This is a genomic window from Brevibacterium sp. JSBI002 (assembly GCF_026013965.1).
Taxonomy (GTDB): Bacteria; Actinomycetota; Actinomycetes; order Actinomycetales; family Brevibacteriaceae; genus Brevibacterium.
This window is the reverse complement of the sequence record NZ_CP110341.1, coordinates 168,058-184,215: the sequence shown is the minus strand read 5'-3', so window position 1 is coordinate 184,215 and position 16,158 is coordinate 168,058. Positions and strand designations below refer to the sequence as shown.

Below are 16,158 nucleotides of genomic sequence, written 5' to 3'. Positions count from 1 at the left end.
GAACTGTTCAAGTATTGGACACCCGCAGGCGTCGAAACTCCCACCGAGTTCGACCGTCACACGGTCTGCTGGCGGATGTAATCGGCCTTCGCGCGGCGGGGCACGACGACGATCGGCACCGGAGAGTTCTGCAGGATCCGCATCGCGTGACTGCCCAGCGACACGCGCTTGAGCGCACCCAGCCCGGAGGAACCGAGCATCATCACTTCCGGGTGCTTCCATTCGACGGCCCCGAGCGCCGCGGCCCAATCGGCGCCGGTTCCCACAACGACGTCCGTCTCACCAGGCTTGATGTGCAGCTGTTCGATCGAACACAGGATCTTGTCCGTGTCGCGCTGGACGGCCTTCGTCCATTCGTCGATGACGCGCGACTCCATATCGAAGGGGACGTTCGCGGACGCGACGACTCGGGAACGCGGGGCGAACGAGGCGATGCGGAACGGCACGTCCGACTCCGCCGAGACCATCGCAGCGCCGAGGATGAGATCCGCCGAGGTGGACGACCCGGAATACGCGGCCGTGATCCGCTCCAGCCGCGCGCCCTCCGACGCTTCGAATCCGGCCGGAGCCAGAGCCACCGGCAGCCTCGCGCTGTGCAGCAGACCGTTCGACACCGATCCGAGCGCGATCTTGCCCGACTTCCCCTCCGACGACGGTCCGACGACGAGGCGATAGGCATCGGTCTTCTCGCACATCTCGAGCAGTCCGCGCCGTGACGACCGCGCGGAGTGGAGGACGCATTCGGACTCGATATCGCTGGGAATGAGCGCACGCGCCTCGTCGAGGGCCGCCTCGGCGACAGTGCGGAACCTGTTCTCGTACTGACTCTCGAAGTGCACGGGCGCCATCGGGAACGCGGCGGAGTCCACGGCGGTTGCGACGATCCGGCGCCGATAGGTGCGGGCAAGGACAATGCCCAGCTGGACGGCTGCGCGGTTGTCCTGACCTGGGGCAAGACCGACGACGATGCTCATTTGGCTCCTCCTGTGGAGTCCGTTCCGGGGGATTCGGGATTGGTGGGTCCCGCCTCGGCGAGCTGCTTGCCGAGGACGGAGGACTTGCGGCCGAAGATGAAGTACAGGCCCAGGATAAAGGCGGTCCAGATGATGAAAACGACGATCGTGATGACCTGCAGGCTCGAGATGATCCAGAAGCAGCCGATGATCGAGAGCACCGGCAGGACGGGATAGAACGGGACCTTGAAGCCGCGTTCGAGGTTCGGTTCGCGCACGCGCAGGATGATCACGGCCAGGGACACGACGACGAAGGCGACGAGGGTGCCGATCGAGGTCATCTCGGCGAGGAAGTTCAGCGGGATGAAGCCGGCGAGGATCGCGATGACGGCGGAGACGACGATCGTGCCCTTGACCGGGGTGAGGGTGCGGGGATTGACCTCGCGGAAGAGCTTGGGCATCATTCCGTCGCCGGCCATCGTGAACAGGATCCGGGACTGGCCGTAGATCGAGACCAGGGTGACGGAGAAGATCGAGATCACCGCGCCGGCGGCCACGACCGTGCCGGGCCATTGTGAGCCGACGATATTCTCGAGGATGGCCGACAGACCCGCGGTCTGTCCGTCGAACTCCTCCCACGGCTGGGCGGACAGGGCGGCGACGGCGACGAGGACGTAGACGGAGGTGACGATGATGAGTGCGGCGATGAGGGCTCGGGGCATCGTCTTCTTCGGGTTCTTCGTCTCATCGCCGGCCGTGGCGACGGCATCCATGCCGACATAGCTGAAGAAGATCAGACCGGATCCAGCGACGACTCCGGAGATGCCGAAGGGTGCGAAGTCGGAGAAGTTGTCGGTGTTCCAACCGGTGACGCCGACGCAGATGAAGAAGATGAGCACGCCGACCTTGAGGCAGACCATGATCGCGTTGACGACGATGGATTCGCCGGTGCCGCGCACCAGCAGGAAGCAGCACATCGCCAGCAGCAGGATGGCCGGAAGGTTGACGATTCCGCCCTCTTCCGGCGCATAGGCCAGGGCGTGCGGGATCTGGAATCCGAAGAGGTTGAACAGCAGCTGGTTGACGTACTGCGACCAGCCGACCGCGACGGCCGCACCGGCGACTCCGTATTCGAGGAGGAGACACGCGGCCACACCCATCGCCGGCAGTTCGCCGAGGGTCGCGTACGCATAGGAGTAGGAGGAACCGGAGACGGGGACGGATCCGGCGAGTTCGGCGTAGCAGATGACCGCGAGGCCGGCGACAGCACCGGCGATGACGAATGACCAGATCACGGCGGGTCCCGCCACCGGAACGGACTCGGAGAGGATGAAGAAGATGCCGGTGCCGATGGTCGAACCGACGCCGACCATCGTCAGCGAGAACAGCCCGATCGTGCGTTTGAGATCGGTCTCGACGTCTTCCTTCTGCCGTGGCACCGGTTTGATCCGGAACAGCTGCTGTCGCAGTGTGGGCATAATCAACTCCTGACATCTTTGTCGGCTCGGTATACCTCGTCGCTTCGACTGTACTTGAGGTTCGCGACTCCGGCGGTGTCGAAGGGATGAAATCGCGGGCCGGTGCGCGGTGGGACGTGCCGACTCTGCGGCTTGTGCCGATCCTGCGGGTCACAGCCACCCTCCGATCAATTACTACCCGACGGCGGCTCAGATACCTGGCGCAAGGTTGCTAGGCCGCCGTCGGGTAGCTCTAGAGCGAGGCGGACGAGAATAGTTGGACTTTATTCAACCAGAGGGTTGACTGCTTCGAGGAGTCAGTACTACGCTTTCAATCAACCGAAAGGTTGAACAGAAGTTTCGATATCGATGCACGGGAGGCCGCAGTGGCCGATCAGCTGTCCAAGGTCTTCGCCGCTCTGGCCGACCCGACGAGGCGGGACATGGTGGCCAGACTCAGCGTCGCGGACTCGACGGTGAACGAACTCGCCGAACCCTATGACGTCAGCCTGCAGGCCGTATCGAAACATCTCAAGGTGCTCGAGGACTCCGGACTGGTCTCCCGCACCCGTGACGCCCAGCGCAGACCAGTCCACCTCGAAGACAATGTGTTCGATCTGATGACGAAATGGATCGAAAGATACAAGCAGCAGGCAGAGGAACGTTACCAGCGCCTCGACGCGGTCCTCGAAGCGATGAACGCGGACGAGGTAGCGAACGACTCGGACTCGAGCGCCGCCTCGGCGAAGGGGCCCGAGGACACATCACCCCACAGAAAATCACGCAAAGGAGCATGACATGACCGCCGCAGACACCGCAGCCGACTATTCGACTCTCAAGCTCGACGTCCCCGAGGAGGTGCAGACTGTCTCGATCACCCGCGATTTCGCCGCCTCACCGGACAAGGTGTTCCGGGCCCATATCGACCCCGAACTGTTCGTCAAGTGGTGCGGACCGGACTCAATCACGAACACGATCCGGGAATGGAATGCGACGACCGGCGGGAACTGGAGCTATGTTTCGAACGACGATCGCGGCGAGTACGCGTTCTTCGGCTCGTTCCACGAGGTGCGGGAGAACGAGCGCATCGTCCAGACCTTCACCTTTGAGGGATTCCCGGACGCGGTCAACCTCGAGATCCTCACGCTCACTGACCTCGGCGACGGGCGGACACGGCTGATGTCGACCTCGATCTTCGACTCACTCGAATCCCGCGACGGCATGGTCGCCTCGGGTATGGAGCACGGCATCGTCGAAGGCTACAACAAACTCGACCGCCTCCTCACCGAAGCTTAATTGCTACCTGACGGCGGCTCAGCAACCTGGCGCCAGGTTGCTGAGCCGCCGTCAGGTAGTAGTTAGGGGCGTTCGGACATGGTGGCGAAGTAGGAATCGCGGCTGCGGCGCACGTGACGGGCCATTGCCTCGGCGGCCCGATCGACCTGTCCGGCATCGATGGCGGCGATGATCTCGCGATGCTCCGGCCACGCTTGCGGGCCTCGACGCATGAGGTTGAGCGAGTACAGCCACTCGATCTTGCCCGAGATCTGACGCAGCAGGCTGATGAACGACAGGCTCCCGCTGAGCTCGGCGACCGCGAAGTGAAAACGCATATTCAGCATCGCGAGGTCCTCAAAGCGCTCCTCAGCGATGACTGCGTCTCCGGCCTCGAGGATCTCGTTGATCTCTGCGCGGATCTCCGACCACTTCGCATCGTGGTCGCCGCCGGCACTGAGCTCAGCGGCCCGGCGGGCGGCGCGCTTCGCGGTCGCCGATTCGAGCACGATGCGGATCTCGAACAGATCCTCGGCATCCTCGGCCGGTGAGGGTGCGACAACCGAACCGCTGAACTTCCGGGACTCGACGAGACCATCGGCCTCGAGGGTTCGCAACGCCTCCCGGATCGGAATCCGCGACACCTCGTAGCGTTCGGCCAGCGCAACCTCACGCAGCTTGGCCCCGGGCTCGAGCTTGCCCTTGATGATGTCGGTGCGGATCTGCGCGGCGACATCCAGTTGCGCATCGTGCGAATCAGCCATGGTCATCTCCCCGCCGCATAACCCTGCGCCCCACGCGGATTCGCTCCGGCGCTCAGCCGCCCCGTCGCCGGATCCCGGGTCACGCACGACAGCCTCCCGAGCTCCCACTCCCCCGCTCTGGTCACGTTGTGACCGCGGTTGATGAGCCCGTTGATGACATCCTCGCCGAGGCGGTCCTCGACGACCGCCCCACCCGGGACCCAGGTGCGCGGCCAGAACGACCCCGCCAAAGACGTAGTCTGCAGCGCAGGCGCATCGATGGCCTCCTGCGCACGGTAGCCGCCGACGAGCATGCGCAGGATCAGCAGCAGCTGCCACTGTTCCTGCTGGTCACCGCCGGGTGAGCCGAGAGCGATGACCGGCTGCCCATCTCGGGAGATCAGCGTCGGGGTCAATGTCGTGCGCGGGCGCCTGCCCGGACGCAGAGCCGAGGGAGCCGCCTCGTCGAGCCACATCATCTGCAGCCGAGTGCCGAGGCAGAATCCGAGCCCGGGAACGGTCGGCGAGGATTGCAGCCACCCTCCGGACGGGGTCGCCGAGATCATATTTCCCCACCGGTCGACGACGTCGAGGTGGCAGGTGTCGCCATGGTTGGTGCCGTTCTTCTGCACGGTCGGCTCCCCGATACCGGCCTTGATGAGCTCCTCTTTGTCTGCTCCTTCGGGAATGAGCGGAGTAGTGAAGACCGGCGCCGCCCCATCCCGGCCAAGCCCGGGACGGAATTCCGCCGATGCCTGCTCGGTGATGAGCTCGCGTCGGGAAACCGCATAGGAGTCGCTGAGCAGCCAGTCGAGGTCGACGTCGGCATCGCCGTAATAGGTATCCCGGTCGGCCATGGCCAGCTTGAGCGCCTCGAGGATCGTGTGCGCTCCGACCTCGGTCGACGGATCGAGGCGGTCATCGTCGAAGCCTTCGAGGATCTTCAGAGTCTGCAGCAGCACCGGACCTTGACCCCAGGCACCGATCTTCGCGACCTGATATCCGCGGAAGTCGATGGTGACGGGATCTTCGAACCCGGCGTCGAAGGCGGAAATGTCCTCCAGCGTCAAGACTCCGGCATGGTCGCCTCCCGTCGAGTGTCTGTGCGCGGTGGTGACGAAGTCGGCGATCGCCCGCGCGACGAATCCGGACTTCCACTCCTGTCGGGCCGCTCGGATCCGCTCTTCCCGTGCCGCAGCGCCGTCACCGGCTGCGATGAGTCTGCGCAGCACATCGGCGTAGGCGTGGTTGAACACCAACTCGCCGGCTTCGGGAACTCGGCCTTCGGGCATCCACTGTGCGACCGAGGTCGGCCAGTGATCGGTGAAGAGTTCGCTGACCTTCGCGATCGTCCCGGCTGCTCGGGCGAGGATCGGATGCCCGTTGTCGGCATAGTCGATGGCGAAGTCGAGGACGTCGGCGAGCTCCCACGTCCCATGATGTTCGAGCAGATTGAGCCACGAATCGACAGCTCCGGGAACAGCGGCAGCGAGAGCCCCGGAGCCGGGAACCATATCGAGGCCCTCGCCGCGGAAGTGCTCGATCGTCGCCGCAGCCGGAGCCGGCCCTTGGCCCATCATCACCTGTGGCCGGGAAGGCTCGGCGGCGGTGGCGAAGATCCCGGTCATGTCACCGCCGGGTCCGTTGAGGTGGGGTTCGACGACGTGGAGGACGAAGGCTCCGGCGACGGCAGCATCGAAAGCGTTCCCGCCGCGTTCGAGCACCGCCTGCGATGTCGCAGTGGCCAACCAGTGCGTCGATGCCGCCATCCCGAAGTGCCCTTCGAGGGTGGGGCGCGTGGTGAACGCTGGGGGCGGGGTAATGGTCATGGGCGAAGTCCTTCGGCAGTGGTCAGCTGATCGTGGTTCGGCGTTCAAGCCGTGGCCAGCTGTCGATACCGACGATACCCGGACAATTCCGGTTGCCCATCGATTGCATGCCAACTGTCACCCGATTACAGTTTTGTATACAATTACACCTTATGGCGACATTCCGGCACTGATGCCGGCTCCACTCGCCCGGAAAGGACACCATGACCCGCCGCCTCGACCTGGCCATGCTCCTGCTGTTGACTTTCTCGACCGGTATGGTCGACGCCATCGGCTACCTCGGCTTCGACAAGGTCTTCACCGGCAATATGACCGGCAACGTCGTCATCCTCGGCATGGGCCTCGCCGGCGCCGACGGCGTTCCCGTCCTCCGCCCCGCCCTCGCCCTCGTGTTCTTCATGGTCGGTGCGGCACTGTCCGGGCGCATCCTCGGCGACATCGGCGAGAACTGGCACCACCGGACGACCGCGATCTTCTCCGGCGTCGCCGTCGGCTGTGCCGCCTTGTCCGTCTACGTCGCGGTCGTCCCCGACCCCGAGATCGGGCTTGCCGGTACGATCTTCACCTCGGCCCTGTCCGCGCTCATGGGTGCGCAGGCCGCGGCAGCACGGAAGATGAAGATCGCCGACGTCACCACCGTGGTGGTGACCTCGACGATCGTCGGCCTCGCCGCCGATTCGAGCCTGGCCGGCGGTGACAACGTCCGCTGGATCCGCCGAGCACTGGCCGTCGTTCTCATCCTCATCGGCGCGCTGGCCGGTGCCGCCACGCTCATGCTCAACCAGTGGATCGGCATCGCCCTCGTCGCCGTTATGATCGCCGCCGCAGCCGTGATCGGCCACCTCGGTGAGAAGAAGAGACGAACCCGCGCCGAGGCGGCCGCCGCAGTTGCCTCGAACGCCTGAGTTCACGTTCCACCACTTGGATCTTCGGCGACACCGCCCCAGGCCCCCGACCATAATCGAGACATGAGCAATGGAGCCGAGACGACAGCACTGCAACAGCCGACCTTCCCGCTGAAGGCACCTGGAACTGCGGTCGTCCATGCGGGTCCGCAGCAGAACCCCCGCATCGTCTCCGTCCCGACCCGCTGGACCGAGCACGTCCTCGAACTGCCGGAGGGCGCGGACCTGTTCAACGCCCTCGAAGCATCCCTGACCGACTTCGCAGTGGACGGCATCATGGCCGAGTTCGTCTCCGGACAATTCGGTCGCATCGACTATGTCCACCCCGCCTTTGGTCCCGACGCCGATCACCCGATGTCGTTCACCGAAGCATTCAGCGTCGACAACCCCACGGAACTTCGCCACGCATCTGCGACGATCGGCTTTCGTGAGGGCACACCTTTCTGCCACGTCCACGCCTCATGGACCGGTGCGGACGGCCAAAACAAAGGCGGACACCTGTTGCCGGGCACTCTAGCGGGGCCGGCCGGGCTGACGATCCGACTCTTCACCCTTCACGATGCGCGTCTGATCAGCGAGGTCGACCCCGAGACCGGGTTCTCGGCCTTCGCTCCGACGCCCACCGACCGGACAGTGAAGACGTCAGAATCGTCCGAGTCTCCGGACTCCCCCGATGCCGTCATCTCCCGGATCCGTCCCGGTGAGATCCTCGACGAGGCGGTCCTTGCTGTCTGCCGCAACGTAGGCTTCGACTCCGCCGAGGTTCTCGCGAGTCTCGGCAGTACGACCGGAGCCGTGTTCACCGATGGCACCGCCCCGTGGCCGGCCGTCGAGTTCACCCATCTGAGCGGCACCGTGATCGGGACACAGGGCAGATCTCCACAGACCAACCTCTCCGGGGAAGTCGTCGACGTCGCCGGAGAGGTCTGCGCCGGCACCCTCAAGGCCGGGGCCAACCCCGTGGCCGTGACCTTCGAGCTCTTCGTCCGCCGCACCGACGGACCAGGGCGAGACAACTGACCAACCAGACCAGTCGACCGGGAGAGCCGCCCGATCCGGCCGATCGGCAGAGACACCGATCCCCGCGCCATCCTGAGGATGATGCGGGGATCGCCTGCTCGAGCTCAGAACAATCAAACGCTCACGACATCACGGCCCCGCCGTCGACGCGCAGGATCTGTCCCGTCGTGAACGCGGCGCCGTCGGTCGCGAGGTAAGCGACCGCCTCGGCGATCTCATCGGGCTGGCCCATCCGATCGAGCGCCTGCCCCGAGGTGTCGTAATCCTGACCGGCGGTGAGCGCGGATTCGACCGGCCCCGGCGCCACCGAATTGCAGCGGATGCCCTGGCGTCCGTACTCCTTGGCCACCCATTTCGTCAGGGCGATGATCCCGCCCTTGCTCGCCGCATATGCCGGACCCGACCGTGCCCCGGCCTCCCCGTCGGAGACCGCTCCCCCGTTGATGCCCGAGATCGACGAGATGTTGATGATCGACCCGCTCCGGGCCTCCCACATGTGCGGGTGGACGGCGGCCTTGATGAAGTTGAACGTCCCACCGAGGTTGGTCTCGATGTCACGCTGCCACTGCTCGGCGGTGATCTCATCGATGCCGATGCGTGCGGCCGTGCCCGCATTGTTGACGAGGATATCGAGCTGCCCAAAGGTCGAAACGAACGCCCTCACCGCGGCAGTCACTTCCTCGGCGTCGCGGACATCGAGCGAGAACGCGGCGAACCGCTGGTCCGGGTACTCCGAGGCCAACGACGCGGCAGCTTCCTCGGCACCTTTGAGATCGACGATGCCGACCGAGGCACCTCGCCTGGCAAGTGCAGTGGCGATGGCCAGGCCGATGCCCTGCGCGGCACCGGTGACCAGGGCCGTCTTGTTCGTGAGCAGATACGGTTCCATGGTTCTCCTTGAGATGATGTGAAAACGGCAGTCCGGACCCGCCAGCCGAGGCCGACGCCCGTAGGCACCGACCCCGACAGCAGGCAGCCCGAACTATCCGACCCCGAGCAGGTCGGGCAGCCAGTTCGAGATCGCCGGTATGTAGGTGATGAGCAGCAGGGCGATGATCGCGCAGACGAGGAACGGCACGACCCCGCGCACGACTTCCTCCAAACGCACCTTCCCGATGCCCGCACCCACGTACAGGTTGAGCCCGACCGGCGGCGTGAACAGACCGATCGCGAGGTTGACGGTCATGAACACGCCGATCGTCGTCATGTCCACGCCCACGCCGATGAGGATCGGCACGAGGATCGGGATGAACAGGTAGAACGCGCTGATCGCGTCGACGAAGGCGCCGACGATGAGCAGGATGATCGTGATCGCCGCGAGGATGAGGTACTTGTTGTCCGTCACGCCCAGCACGGCCGTCGAGATCCGGTCGGCCACGCCCTCGACGGTGATGACGTAGGAGAAGAGGCTGGCCACACCGACGATGAACATGATGACCGCGGTCGAGACCCCGGACTGGAGGAACACCTTCGGCATGTCCTTCCAGGTCAGCTCCCGGTAGACGAACACCCCGACGATGAGCGCATACACGGATGCGACGGCTCCCGCCTCGGTGGGGGTGAAGATTCCGCCGTAGATCCCGCCGAGGATGATCACCGGAATGAGCAGTCCGGGGATGGCCTTGACCAGCGCGGTGAGGATCTCACCGAACCCGCCTTCGGAGTTGACCGTGACCGTCGGATCGACTGTTCCGACGCCCGCACCAGTTGATCCGGAACTCGCCGAGGCGGCCTTCCCATTCGTCGTCAGCAGCTGAGTCCTGCCCCCTGCCGCACCGTCACCCGAAACACCGTTCCCAGCGGAGTCAGCACCGGCGGAACCCGACGCCGACGTTCCGGTCGACGCGGACCCTGCGGCCGCCTCGGCGCCGGGTTTCGTTCTCACCGGCAGACCGGCGAGCTCGCGCACCCTAGGCACGAACAGGGCGGCGATGAAGAACGCGAGGGCCATGATGATGCCGGGCACAATGCCGGCGATGAACAGACGGGAGATCGAGATCTTGCCGAACTCGGCGGCGACGACGGCGAAGATGATGAACGCGATCGACGGCGGCACGACGATGCCCATCGAACCGGACGCGGCGACGAGGGAGACCGCGTGCTTCTTCTGATAGCCGTTGCGCACGAGCGCGGGGATGAGGATCGCACCGATCGCAGCCACGGTCGCGGGACCCGATCCGGAGATCGCGGAGAAGAAGAACGCGGAGATGATCGTCACCGCGGCCAGACCGTGGCGCAGGCGCCCGAAGATGAGGAACGCGAGGTGGACGAGCCGCTGCGAGATGCCCGTGTACTGCATCACGATGCCGGCGAGGATGAAGAACGGGATCGCCAGCAGCGTACCCGAACTCATCGACGGGAACATCACCGAGGGCACAACGTCGAGGACCTGCACACCGTCGGTGGTCACGAGGGTGACGACGGCGGACAGACCGAGGGCGAAGGCGACGGGGATTCCGAGGCCGAGGAAGAGGAAGAAGCTGCCGAAGAGCAGAAGCGCGATCATTTCCGGCCTCCTTCGAGGTCAGAGGAGAATTCGGACGAGTCGATGGTCGGAGCGGCTTCGCTGGCGAGCCGCTCGACGACCGCCTCGGCGGAGGTGTCCTCATGCAGAGCCGTCCGCAGGGCCTGAAGACTGCGGATGATTCCGAGCAGCCCGGCCAAGGGAATGGACAGGGTGAACAGCCACTGTGGGATACCCAGCGATGGTGTCGCCCGGCCGCGCAGTCCCTGCGCGATCGTCATCTCGCCGCCCCAGATGAGGAGGACGGCGAGGAAAACGACGATGAGCGTGGTGCCGGTGATGAGGAGGACGCGGCGCACGCTGCCTTTTGCGTTCTCCACGAGATAGGTGAACCCGAGATGCGCGCCGAGGCGGATCCCGACCACGGCTCCCATCATCGTGAGCACGACGAGGAGGTTGATGGTGATCTCCTCGGAGAAGGCCAATGAGGCCTTGAAGATGTAGCGGGAGAGGACGTTGACGAAGGTGACGACGACGATCACCATGAATGAGGCGATGACGACCCAGTCCTCGAAGAATCTGATGGCTCTCATCTCACAGTCCTTTCGGGATGAACGCCTGGGACATGTCCGGTCCCCAGACCTTGCGGTATTCGCTGTAGATCGGCCCCAGCTTGGCGCGGAAGGCGTCCTTCTCCTCGTCGCTGAGTTCGTTGACCTCCATGCCGGAGTCGGCGAGTTCGGCGATGAGCTTCTCTTCGCCGTCGCGGTTCTTCTTGATCTGGAAGTCGTTGGCCTCGCCTGCCAGGCGGGTCACGAGCTTCTGGTCCTCAGGCGTCAGGGAGTCGAAGAGGTCCTTGTTGATGCCGAGGATGAGCGGATCGTACGAGTAGTTCCACAGCGTCAGGTACGGCTGGACCTCCTGCAGGTTCGCCGAGTAGATGACGTCGATCGGGTTCTCCTGACCATCGATGGCTCCCTGCTGCAGGGCCGTGAAGACCTCACCGAAGGGCATCGTCGTCGGGTTCGCGCCGAGTCCGCGGTAGAGGTCGGTGTACATGCCGAAGCCGGGGATGCGGAACTTCATGCCCTTCATGTCGTCGGGCGTGTGGATGGGCCGGTGCGTGTTCGTCAGCTGCCGCATGCCGGATTCGCCGAAGCCGAGCAGATGCACGCCCCGTTCGGCGAGGTAGTCGGCGTAGACGTCGCCACCCTTGCCGTCGAGCGCCTTCTGGCCGTCCTCGACGGAGTCGAAGATGAAGGGAGCGGTGACAGCGCCGAAGCGCGGGTCGACTCCGGCGTAGATGATCGGCGAGTTGTAGGAGAAGTCCTTCGCCCCGTCCATGAGCTGTTCGACTCCGGCCGTCGGTTCACCTGCAGAGAGTCGTTCGCTGGTGAAGATCTTCATGGTGATCCGGCCGTCGGTCTCTTTCTCGAGGTCCTTCGCGAGCTTCTCCGCCGCGAGGTACCACGTCGAGGTCGACCCGGTCGTCACCGTCATCTTCCACCGGTAGCGCTGCTTTCCGTCGTCGGTGGTGCCGAAGTTCGTTCCGCACCCTGCCAGCAGCAGGGCGCACACCATCAGTACGGCGGACCAAACGAGCATGGTCCTCGTCGTCCGTGTTCTCGGCACCATCGCCTCCTTGATTTCTGTTATTTCACTGTCTGTGGGTTCGGTAGGGTCAGGCCCCCGCCGAGGCGACCGCCGCCGGCCGCGCGAACCGCAACCTCATCGCTTCGGCATCCCCGCGTAATGGGTCAGTCCCCCATCCACGGGGATGAGCGTGGAGTTGATGTAAGCCGATTCGCCTGATGCGAGGAACACCGCGAGGTCCGCGACGTCCTCGGGCTTGCCCATCTTCCCCGTCGGCGACTGCGCGTGACGGGCTTCGAGCATCTCCTCGACCGAGTCGTAGTGGCCCGAGATCGAACGATGGATGAGCGGGGTCTCGATGAGGCCGGGGGCGATCGAGTTCGCACGGATGCCTTCGGAGGCGTACTGCGCGCCGACGACCTTCGTCAGTTCGATGAGTCCGGCCTTCGATGCCGCATACGCCGGGTAGTCATACCCCATGTAGCGCATGCCGCCGACCGAGGACACCGTGATGATCGACCCGCGCCCGGCCGCGCGCATATGCGGCAGAGCATGTTTGATCGCCGAGAACGCCCCGGTGAGGTTGATGTCGAGGGCGCGCCTGAAGCCGTCGGTCTCGAGTTCGTCGACTCCTCCGTTGACGACGATTCCGACGTTGTAATGGAGCACGGTCGGTCCACCGAGGAGGTCGGCACAGTGCGCGAACGCCGCTGCCAGGGAGTCTTCGTCGCCGACATCTGCGACGACCGTGGTCAGCTGAGCGTCGAGATCGACCTCCGCATTGAGAACAACCCCGTCGAGGCGGCCCCGCCCAGCCGTGACCGCGCAGTTCGAGTCGGCCCGGGCAACCACCTCGGCGAGGGCCCGCGTCGCTTCGTCAAGCGCCCTCGGGTCACGGTCGACGATGCAGACCTTCGCTCCCTCGCTAAGGAATCCGATCGCAGCGGCGAAGCCGTTGTTCACCTCCCCGTCCGGAGTGCCGCAGCCGATGGCCATGATCGTCGTGCCGACTAACCTACCTGTCGGCACTGACACGGCTGCCGTCTCTGTAGTGCTCATCGTGCGCTGCCCCGTCCTTGGGAGTATTCGGCTTTGAGTTCCTTGCGTGCGAGTTTGCCGTAGGCGGTGACCGGCATGGTCTCGACGAAGTGGATCTCCTTGGGCACCTTGTATTTCGCCAGCCCAGACTTGCACAGCGCGGTCAACCGCTCGGCCAGGTCGTCGGCACCTCCGTCGCCCGCACTTCTGTCACGGGCACCTCCGTTCCCGGTCGACGGCGCGCGTTCGATGACGGCCACGCCGATCTCGCCCCACTGCGGGTCGGGCACGCCCACGACGACGGCCTGGGCCACCTCGGTGTCGGTGAGGAGGAGCTCCTCGATCTCGCGGGGGTAGACGTTCGAACCGCCGGAAATGTACATATCGGACTTGCGGCCGGTGAGGAAGAGGTACCCGCGTTCGTCGAGGTAGCCGACATCGCCGGTGTGGAAGAGCCCTCCGGCGAAGGATTCGGCATTCGCATCGGGGCGGCCGAGGTAGCCGGCGCACACGGTCGGTCCGGCCACACAGACTTCGCCCTGCTCACCGGCGGGCAGCTGCGCCCCGGTCTCGTCGACGATGACGATTTCGACTCCGGTGCGGGCGCGTCCGCAGGTGCCGATTCCGGCGTCATCGACGGGGATGGCTCCGTGATCCTCGGGGCGGAGGATCGTGATCGCTCCGGTCACCTCGGCGAGTCCGAAGTACTGGACGAGGCAGGGCCCGAGCCTTTCGAGTGCCTGGGCCTGGTCGGTCGCGAGCATCGGGGCGCCGGCGTAGATGACGCGCTCGAGGGTGTGGTCCTCGGGTCCGCGGCCCGTCGGATAACCGGCGGCGATGCGGTTGAGGATGGTCGGGACGGTGAAGGCGTTCGTGATCCCGTAGGCGTCGATGGCCGGCCACAGGGATTCCATGCTGGGCTTGCCACCTGGGTGGATGATCGACGGGGTGCCGCCGAAGACCTGCCCGAGCATGTGGATGCCCGCCCCGTGCGACAGCGGTGCGAGCACGAGGGACGCCCCGGTCTCGGCCTCGTTGGGGAAGAGGTCGCAGCGGTGATTCATGAGCACCGCGCCGAGATGGCGGTGCGTGAACGTCGCGGCCTTGGGTCGCCCGGTCGACCCGGAGGTGAAGAAGTACCAGCAGGGGTCGTCCTCGTCGACAGTCGAGTCGACGGCCTCTGCCGGTGCGGCTGCCGCCTGGGCTGTGGGCAGGTCGCCGATCCAGAAGACGGGGTCGGTGAAGCCGGTGTCTTTGAGGGCGGTGACGAAGTCGGCGTGGGCGCGGTCGGCGATGACGGCGGCAGGGGCGACTTCGGCGCTGATGCCGAGCAGCTCCTCGGTCGACAGGGCCGCATTCGGTGGGGCGATGACGCCGCCGGAGCGCAGGATTCCCCAGAAGGACTGGATCACCTCGGCGTGGTTGGCCGAGACGAGGAGGACAGTGTCACGGCGGTCGACGCCACCGGCCTGCAGGGCGGCGGCGAGCGCTTCGGCGCGAGCATCGAGTTCGGCCCAGGTCCAGCGCTGCCCGTGGTCGTCGTCGACGACGGCGAGGTTGTCGGGCAGGCGGCGGGCTGTCTGGGTGAGGAAGTGAGAGACGTTGACCCCGCGCCGAGGTGTGGGTGTGAAGTCCTTGGCCGGGGACGTCTGGGAGATGGCGCGCATCAGCGGACGCGCTCGAGGACGGAGGCGAAGTTCGATACGGCGGCACCGCCCATATTGAAGACTCCGGCGAGCTCCGGGGCCTCGACCTGGATGCCGGGCGAGCGGCCGGTCAGCTGTGCGGCGGCGAGGGCGTGCATGGACACACCGGTGGCGCCGATGGGGTGGCCTTTGGCTTTGAGTCCGCCGGAGGGGTTGACGGGTAGGCGGCCGCCGACCTCGGTGGCACCCTCGTCGAGCAGGGTGTGCCCCTGACCAGGGGCGGCGAGTCCGAAGGCTTCGTATTCGAGGAGTTCGGCGATGGTGAAGCAGTCATGAGTCTCGAGGAAGTCGAGGTCGTCGATGCCGATGCCGGCGGCTGTCAGCGCCTGATTCATGGCGGCCCGGGCGCCGGCCATCTCGAGCGGGTCGCGTTGGGACAGCGGCAGGACGTCGTTGGCGTTGCCCATGCCTCTCCAGGTCACGGCCTGCGGTGCGGAGGCGGCGACATCCTCGGCGGCCAGGACCAGGGCTGCGGCCCCGTCGGAGACCATCGAGCAGTCGGTGCGGCGCAGGGGTTCGGCGACGTACGGGTTCTTCTCGCTCACGGTGTTGCAGAAGTCGAAGCCGAGGTCCTTCTGCATGTGCGCCAGCGGATTCTGCGATCCGTTGGCGTGATTCTTTGCGGCGATCTTCGCGAGTGCTTCGGAGTGGTCGCCATAGCGGTCGAAGTACTGGCGGGCGATCTCGCCGAAGACTCCGGCGAAGGACTTATAGTGCTCTTCCTCTTCCCGGAAGCTGGCGCTGAGCAGCACTTCATTGACGTCGTGGCCGGAAGCCTGGGTCATGCGTTCGGCACCGATGACCAGGGCGGTCTTGTGGCGGCCGGCGGCGATGGAGTCGTGGGCTGCGAAGATTGCGGCGGAGCCGGTAGCGCAGGCGTTCTCGTGCCGGTGAGCGGGTGTGCGGGCGAGTTCGGGGAACGCGGTGCCCGGCAGTGCGGCTTCGAAGCCTTGCCGGGAGAGTCCGTTGTTGAACACGCCGACGTGGATGACGTCGATGTCGGCCGGCTCCAGTCCCGCCTCGGCGATGGCGTCGCGGGCGACGTCGGCCATCATCTGGGGCAGCGGTGATTCGGACCGACCGAACTTGCCGTGGGACCAGCCGATGATCGCAGGTGAGGACATGGACACTCCTTCGGGTACCGGGCTCAGCGGAACGAGCACTGTCCTCTCATA

15 protein-coding genes are annotated in these 16,158 nt (G+C 65.5%); 4 read left to right on the top strand and 11 right to left on the bottom strand.

The window, feature by feature from the left end; all coding sequences use genetic code 11:
* Positions 1-56 precede the first annotated feature (56 nt).
* Entirely contained in the window at positions 57-974 is a 918-nt protein-coding gene (locus LJ362_RS00800; protein ID WP_264800286.1) for a universal stress protein, read from the bottom strand.
* Positions 971-2,431, bottom strand: coding sequence for an APC family permease (locus LJ362_RS00795; protein ID WP_264800285.1), 1,461 nt, complete (start codon positions 2,429-2,431; stop codon positions 971-973). The genes LJ362_RS00800 and LJ362_RS00795 overlap by 4 nt, the downstream gene beginning before the upstream one ends.
* Positions 2,432-2,757: 326 nt before the next feature.
* On the opposite strand from LJ362_RS00795, the gene LJ362_RS00790 reads away from it, so the two are divergent.
* Both LJ362_RS00790 and LJ362_RS00785 read left to right on the top strand, forming a co-directional pair.
* The gene (locus tag LJ362_RS00790; RefSeq protein ID WP_413774216.1) at positions 2,758-3,207 is read left to right on the top strand and encodes an ArsR/SmtB family transcription factor; all 450 of its coding nucleotides are present in this window, start codon (positions 2,758-2,760) and stop codon (positions 3,205-3,207) included.
* A 1-nt stretch (position 3,208) separates the two neighbouring features.
* On the top strand, positions 3,209-3,706 hold the full coding sequence (locus LJ362_RS00785; protein WP_264800284.1) for an SRPBCC family protein: 498 nt from the start codon (positions 3,209-3,211) through the stop codon (positions 3,704-3,706).
* Positions 3,707-3,768: 62 nt separating this feature from the next.
* Here LJ362_RS00785 and LJ362_RS00780 read toward each other — a convergent pair whose 3' ends face one another.
* Complete coding sequence (locus LJ362_RS00780; protein ID WP_264800283.1) at positions 3,769-4,449, bottom strand: GntR family transcriptional regulator; 681 nt, start codon at positions 4,447-4,449, stop codon at positions 3,769-3,771.
* A 2-nt stretch (positions 4,450-4,451) separates the two neighbouring features.
* The gene (locus LJ362_RS00775) at positions 4,452-6,257 is read right to left on the bottom strand and encodes a gamma-glutamyltransferase family protein (RefSeq protein WP_264800282.1); all 1,806 of its coding nucleotides are present in this window, start codon (positions 6,255-6,257) and stop codon (positions 4,452-4,454) included.
* A gap of 203 nt (positions 6,258-6,460) precedes the next feature.
* Between LJ362_RS00775 and LJ362_RS00770 the strand changes: the two genes are divergently transcribed.
* Together LJ362_RS00770 and LJ362_RS00765 are read left to right on the top strand one after the other, a co-directional pair.
* Positions 6,461-7,162: a YoaK family protein gene (locus tag LJ362_RS00770; protein WP_139467797.1), complete on the top strand. Its 702-nt coding sequence runs from the start codon at positions 6,461-6,463 to the stop codon at positions 7,160-7,162.
* 63 nt (positions 7,163-7,225) lie between these two features.
* Positions 7,226-8,182: a DNA-binding protein gene (locus LJ362_RS00765; protein WP_264800281.1), complete on the top strand. Its 957-nt coding sequence runs from the start codon at positions 7,226-7,228 to the stop codon at positions 8,180-8,182.
* 121 nt (positions 8,183-8,303) lie between these two features.
* Here the strand turns inward: LJ362_RS00765 and LJ362_RS00760 are convergent, their stop codons facing one another.
* The 7 genes from LJ362_RS00760 to LJ362_RS00730 all read right to left on the bottom strand — a co-directional run bounded on the left by LJ362_RS00760 (position 8,304) and on the right by LJ362_RS00730 (position 16,107).
* Complete coding sequence (locus tag LJ362_RS00760) at positions 8,304-9,071, bottom strand: SDR family NAD(P)-dependent oxidoreductase (protein WP_264800280.1); 768 nt, start codon at positions 9,069-9,071, stop codon at positions 8,304-8,306.
* Positions 9,072-9,164: 93 nt separating this feature from the next.
* On the bottom strand, positions 9,165-10,688 hold the full coding sequence (locus LJ362_RS00755; protein ID WP_264800279.1) for a TRAP transporter large permease: 1,524 nt from the start codon (positions 10,686-10,688) through the stop codon (positions 9,165-9,167).
* Entirely contained in the window at positions 10,685-11,239 is a 555-nt protein-coding gene (locus LJ362_RS00750; RefSeq protein ID WP_264800278.1) for a TRAP transporter small permease, read from the bottom strand. Before LJ362_RS00750 ends, LJ362_RS00755 begins: the two co-directional genes overlap by 4 nt.
* A 1-nt stretch (position 11,240) precedes the next feature.
* Positions 11,241-12,281, bottom strand: coding sequence for a DctP family TRAP transporter solute-binding subunit (locus tag LJ362_RS00745; RefSeq protein ID WP_264800277.1), 1,041 nt, complete (start codon positions 12,279-12,281; stop codon positions 11,241-11,243).
* Between the two features lie 93 nt (positions 12,282-12,374).
* The gene (locus LJ362_RS00740) at positions 12,375-13,298 is read right to left on the bottom strand and encodes an SDR family NAD(P)-dependent oxidoreductase (RefSeq protein ID WP_264800276.1); all 924 of its coding nucleotides are present in this window, start codon (positions 13,296-13,298) and stop codon (positions 12,375-12,377) included.
* Positions 13,295-14,944, bottom strand: a complete 1,650-nt coding sequence (locus LJ362_RS00735) for an AMP-binding protein (protein ID WP_264800275.1) — start codon at positions 14,942-14,944, stop codon at positions 13,295-13,297. The genes LJ362_RS00740 and LJ362_RS00735 overlap by 4 nt, the downstream gene beginning before the upstream one ends.
* Positions 14,944-16,107 (bottom strand): thiolase domain-containing protein, encoded by a 1,164-nt coding sequence (locus LJ362_RS00730; RefSeq protein ID WP_264800274.1) that lies wholly within the window; start codon positions 16,105-16,107, stop codon positions 14,944-14,946. Before LJ362_RS00730 ends, LJ362_RS00735 begins: the two co-directional genes overlap by 1 nt.
* Positions 16,108-16,158 lie beyond the last annotated feature (51 nt).

Excerpts from the sequence above, each read along its gene's own strand:
- LJ362_RS00800 (WP_264800286.1), bottom strand. The coding sequence starts at position 974 with ATGAGCATCGTCGTCGGTCTTGCCCCAGGTCAGGACAACCGCGCAGCC.
- LJ362_RS00795 (WP_264800285.1), bottom strand. The coding sequence starts at position 2,431 with ATGCCCACACTGCGACAGCAGCTGTTCCGGATCAAACCGGTGCCACGG.
- LJ362_RS00785 (WP_264800284.1), top strand. The coding sequence starts at position 3,209 with ATGACCGCCGCAGACACCGCAGCCGACTATTCGACTCTCAAGCTCGAC.
- LJ362_RS00780 (WP_264800283.1), bottom strand. The coding sequence starts at position 4,449 with ATGGCTGATTCGCACGATGCGCAACTGGATGTCGCCGCGCAGATCCGC.
- LJ362_RS00775 (WP_264800282.1), bottom strand. The coding sequence starts at position 6,257 with ATGACCATTACCCCGCCCCCAGCGTTCACCACGCGCCCCACCCTCGAA.
- LJ362_RS00770 (WP_139467797.1), top strand. The coding sequence starts at position 6,461 with ATGACCCGCCGCCTCGACCTGGCCATGCTCCTGCTGTTGACTTTCTCG.
- LJ362_RS00765 (WP_264800281.1), top strand. The coding sequence starts at position 7,226 with ATGAGCAATGGAGCCGAGACGACAGCACTGCAACAGCCGACCTTCCCG.
- LJ362_RS00760 (WP_264800280.1), bottom strand. The coding sequence starts at position 9,071 with ATGGAACCGTATCTGCTCACGAACAAGACGGCCCTGGTCACCGGTGCC.
- LJ362_RS00755 (WP_264800279.1), bottom strand. The coding sequence starts at position 10,688 with ATGATCGCGCTTCTGCTCTTCGGCAGCTTCTTCCTCTTCCTCGGCCTC.
- LJ362_RS00750 (WP_264800278.1), bottom strand. The coding sequence starts at position 11,239 with ATGAGAGCCATCAGATTCTTCGAGGACTGGGTCGTCATCGCCTCATTC.
- LJ362_RS00745 (WP_264800277.1), bottom strand. The coding sequence starts at position 12,281 with ATGGTGCCGAGAACACGGACGACGAGGACCATGCTCGTTTGGTCCGCC.
- LJ362_RS00740 (WP_264800276.1), bottom strand. The coding sequence starts at position 13,298 with ATGAGCACTACAGAGACGGCAGCCGTGTCAGTGCCGACAGGTAGGTTA.
- LJ362_RS00735 (WP_264800275.1), bottom strand. The coding sequence starts at position 14,944 with ATGCGCGCCATCTCCCAGACGTCCCCGGCCAAGGACTTCACACCCACA.
- LJ362_RS00730 (WP_264800274.1), bottom strand. The coding sequence starts at position 16,107 with ATGTCCTCACCTGCGATCATCGGCTGGTCCCACGGCAAGTTCGGTCGG.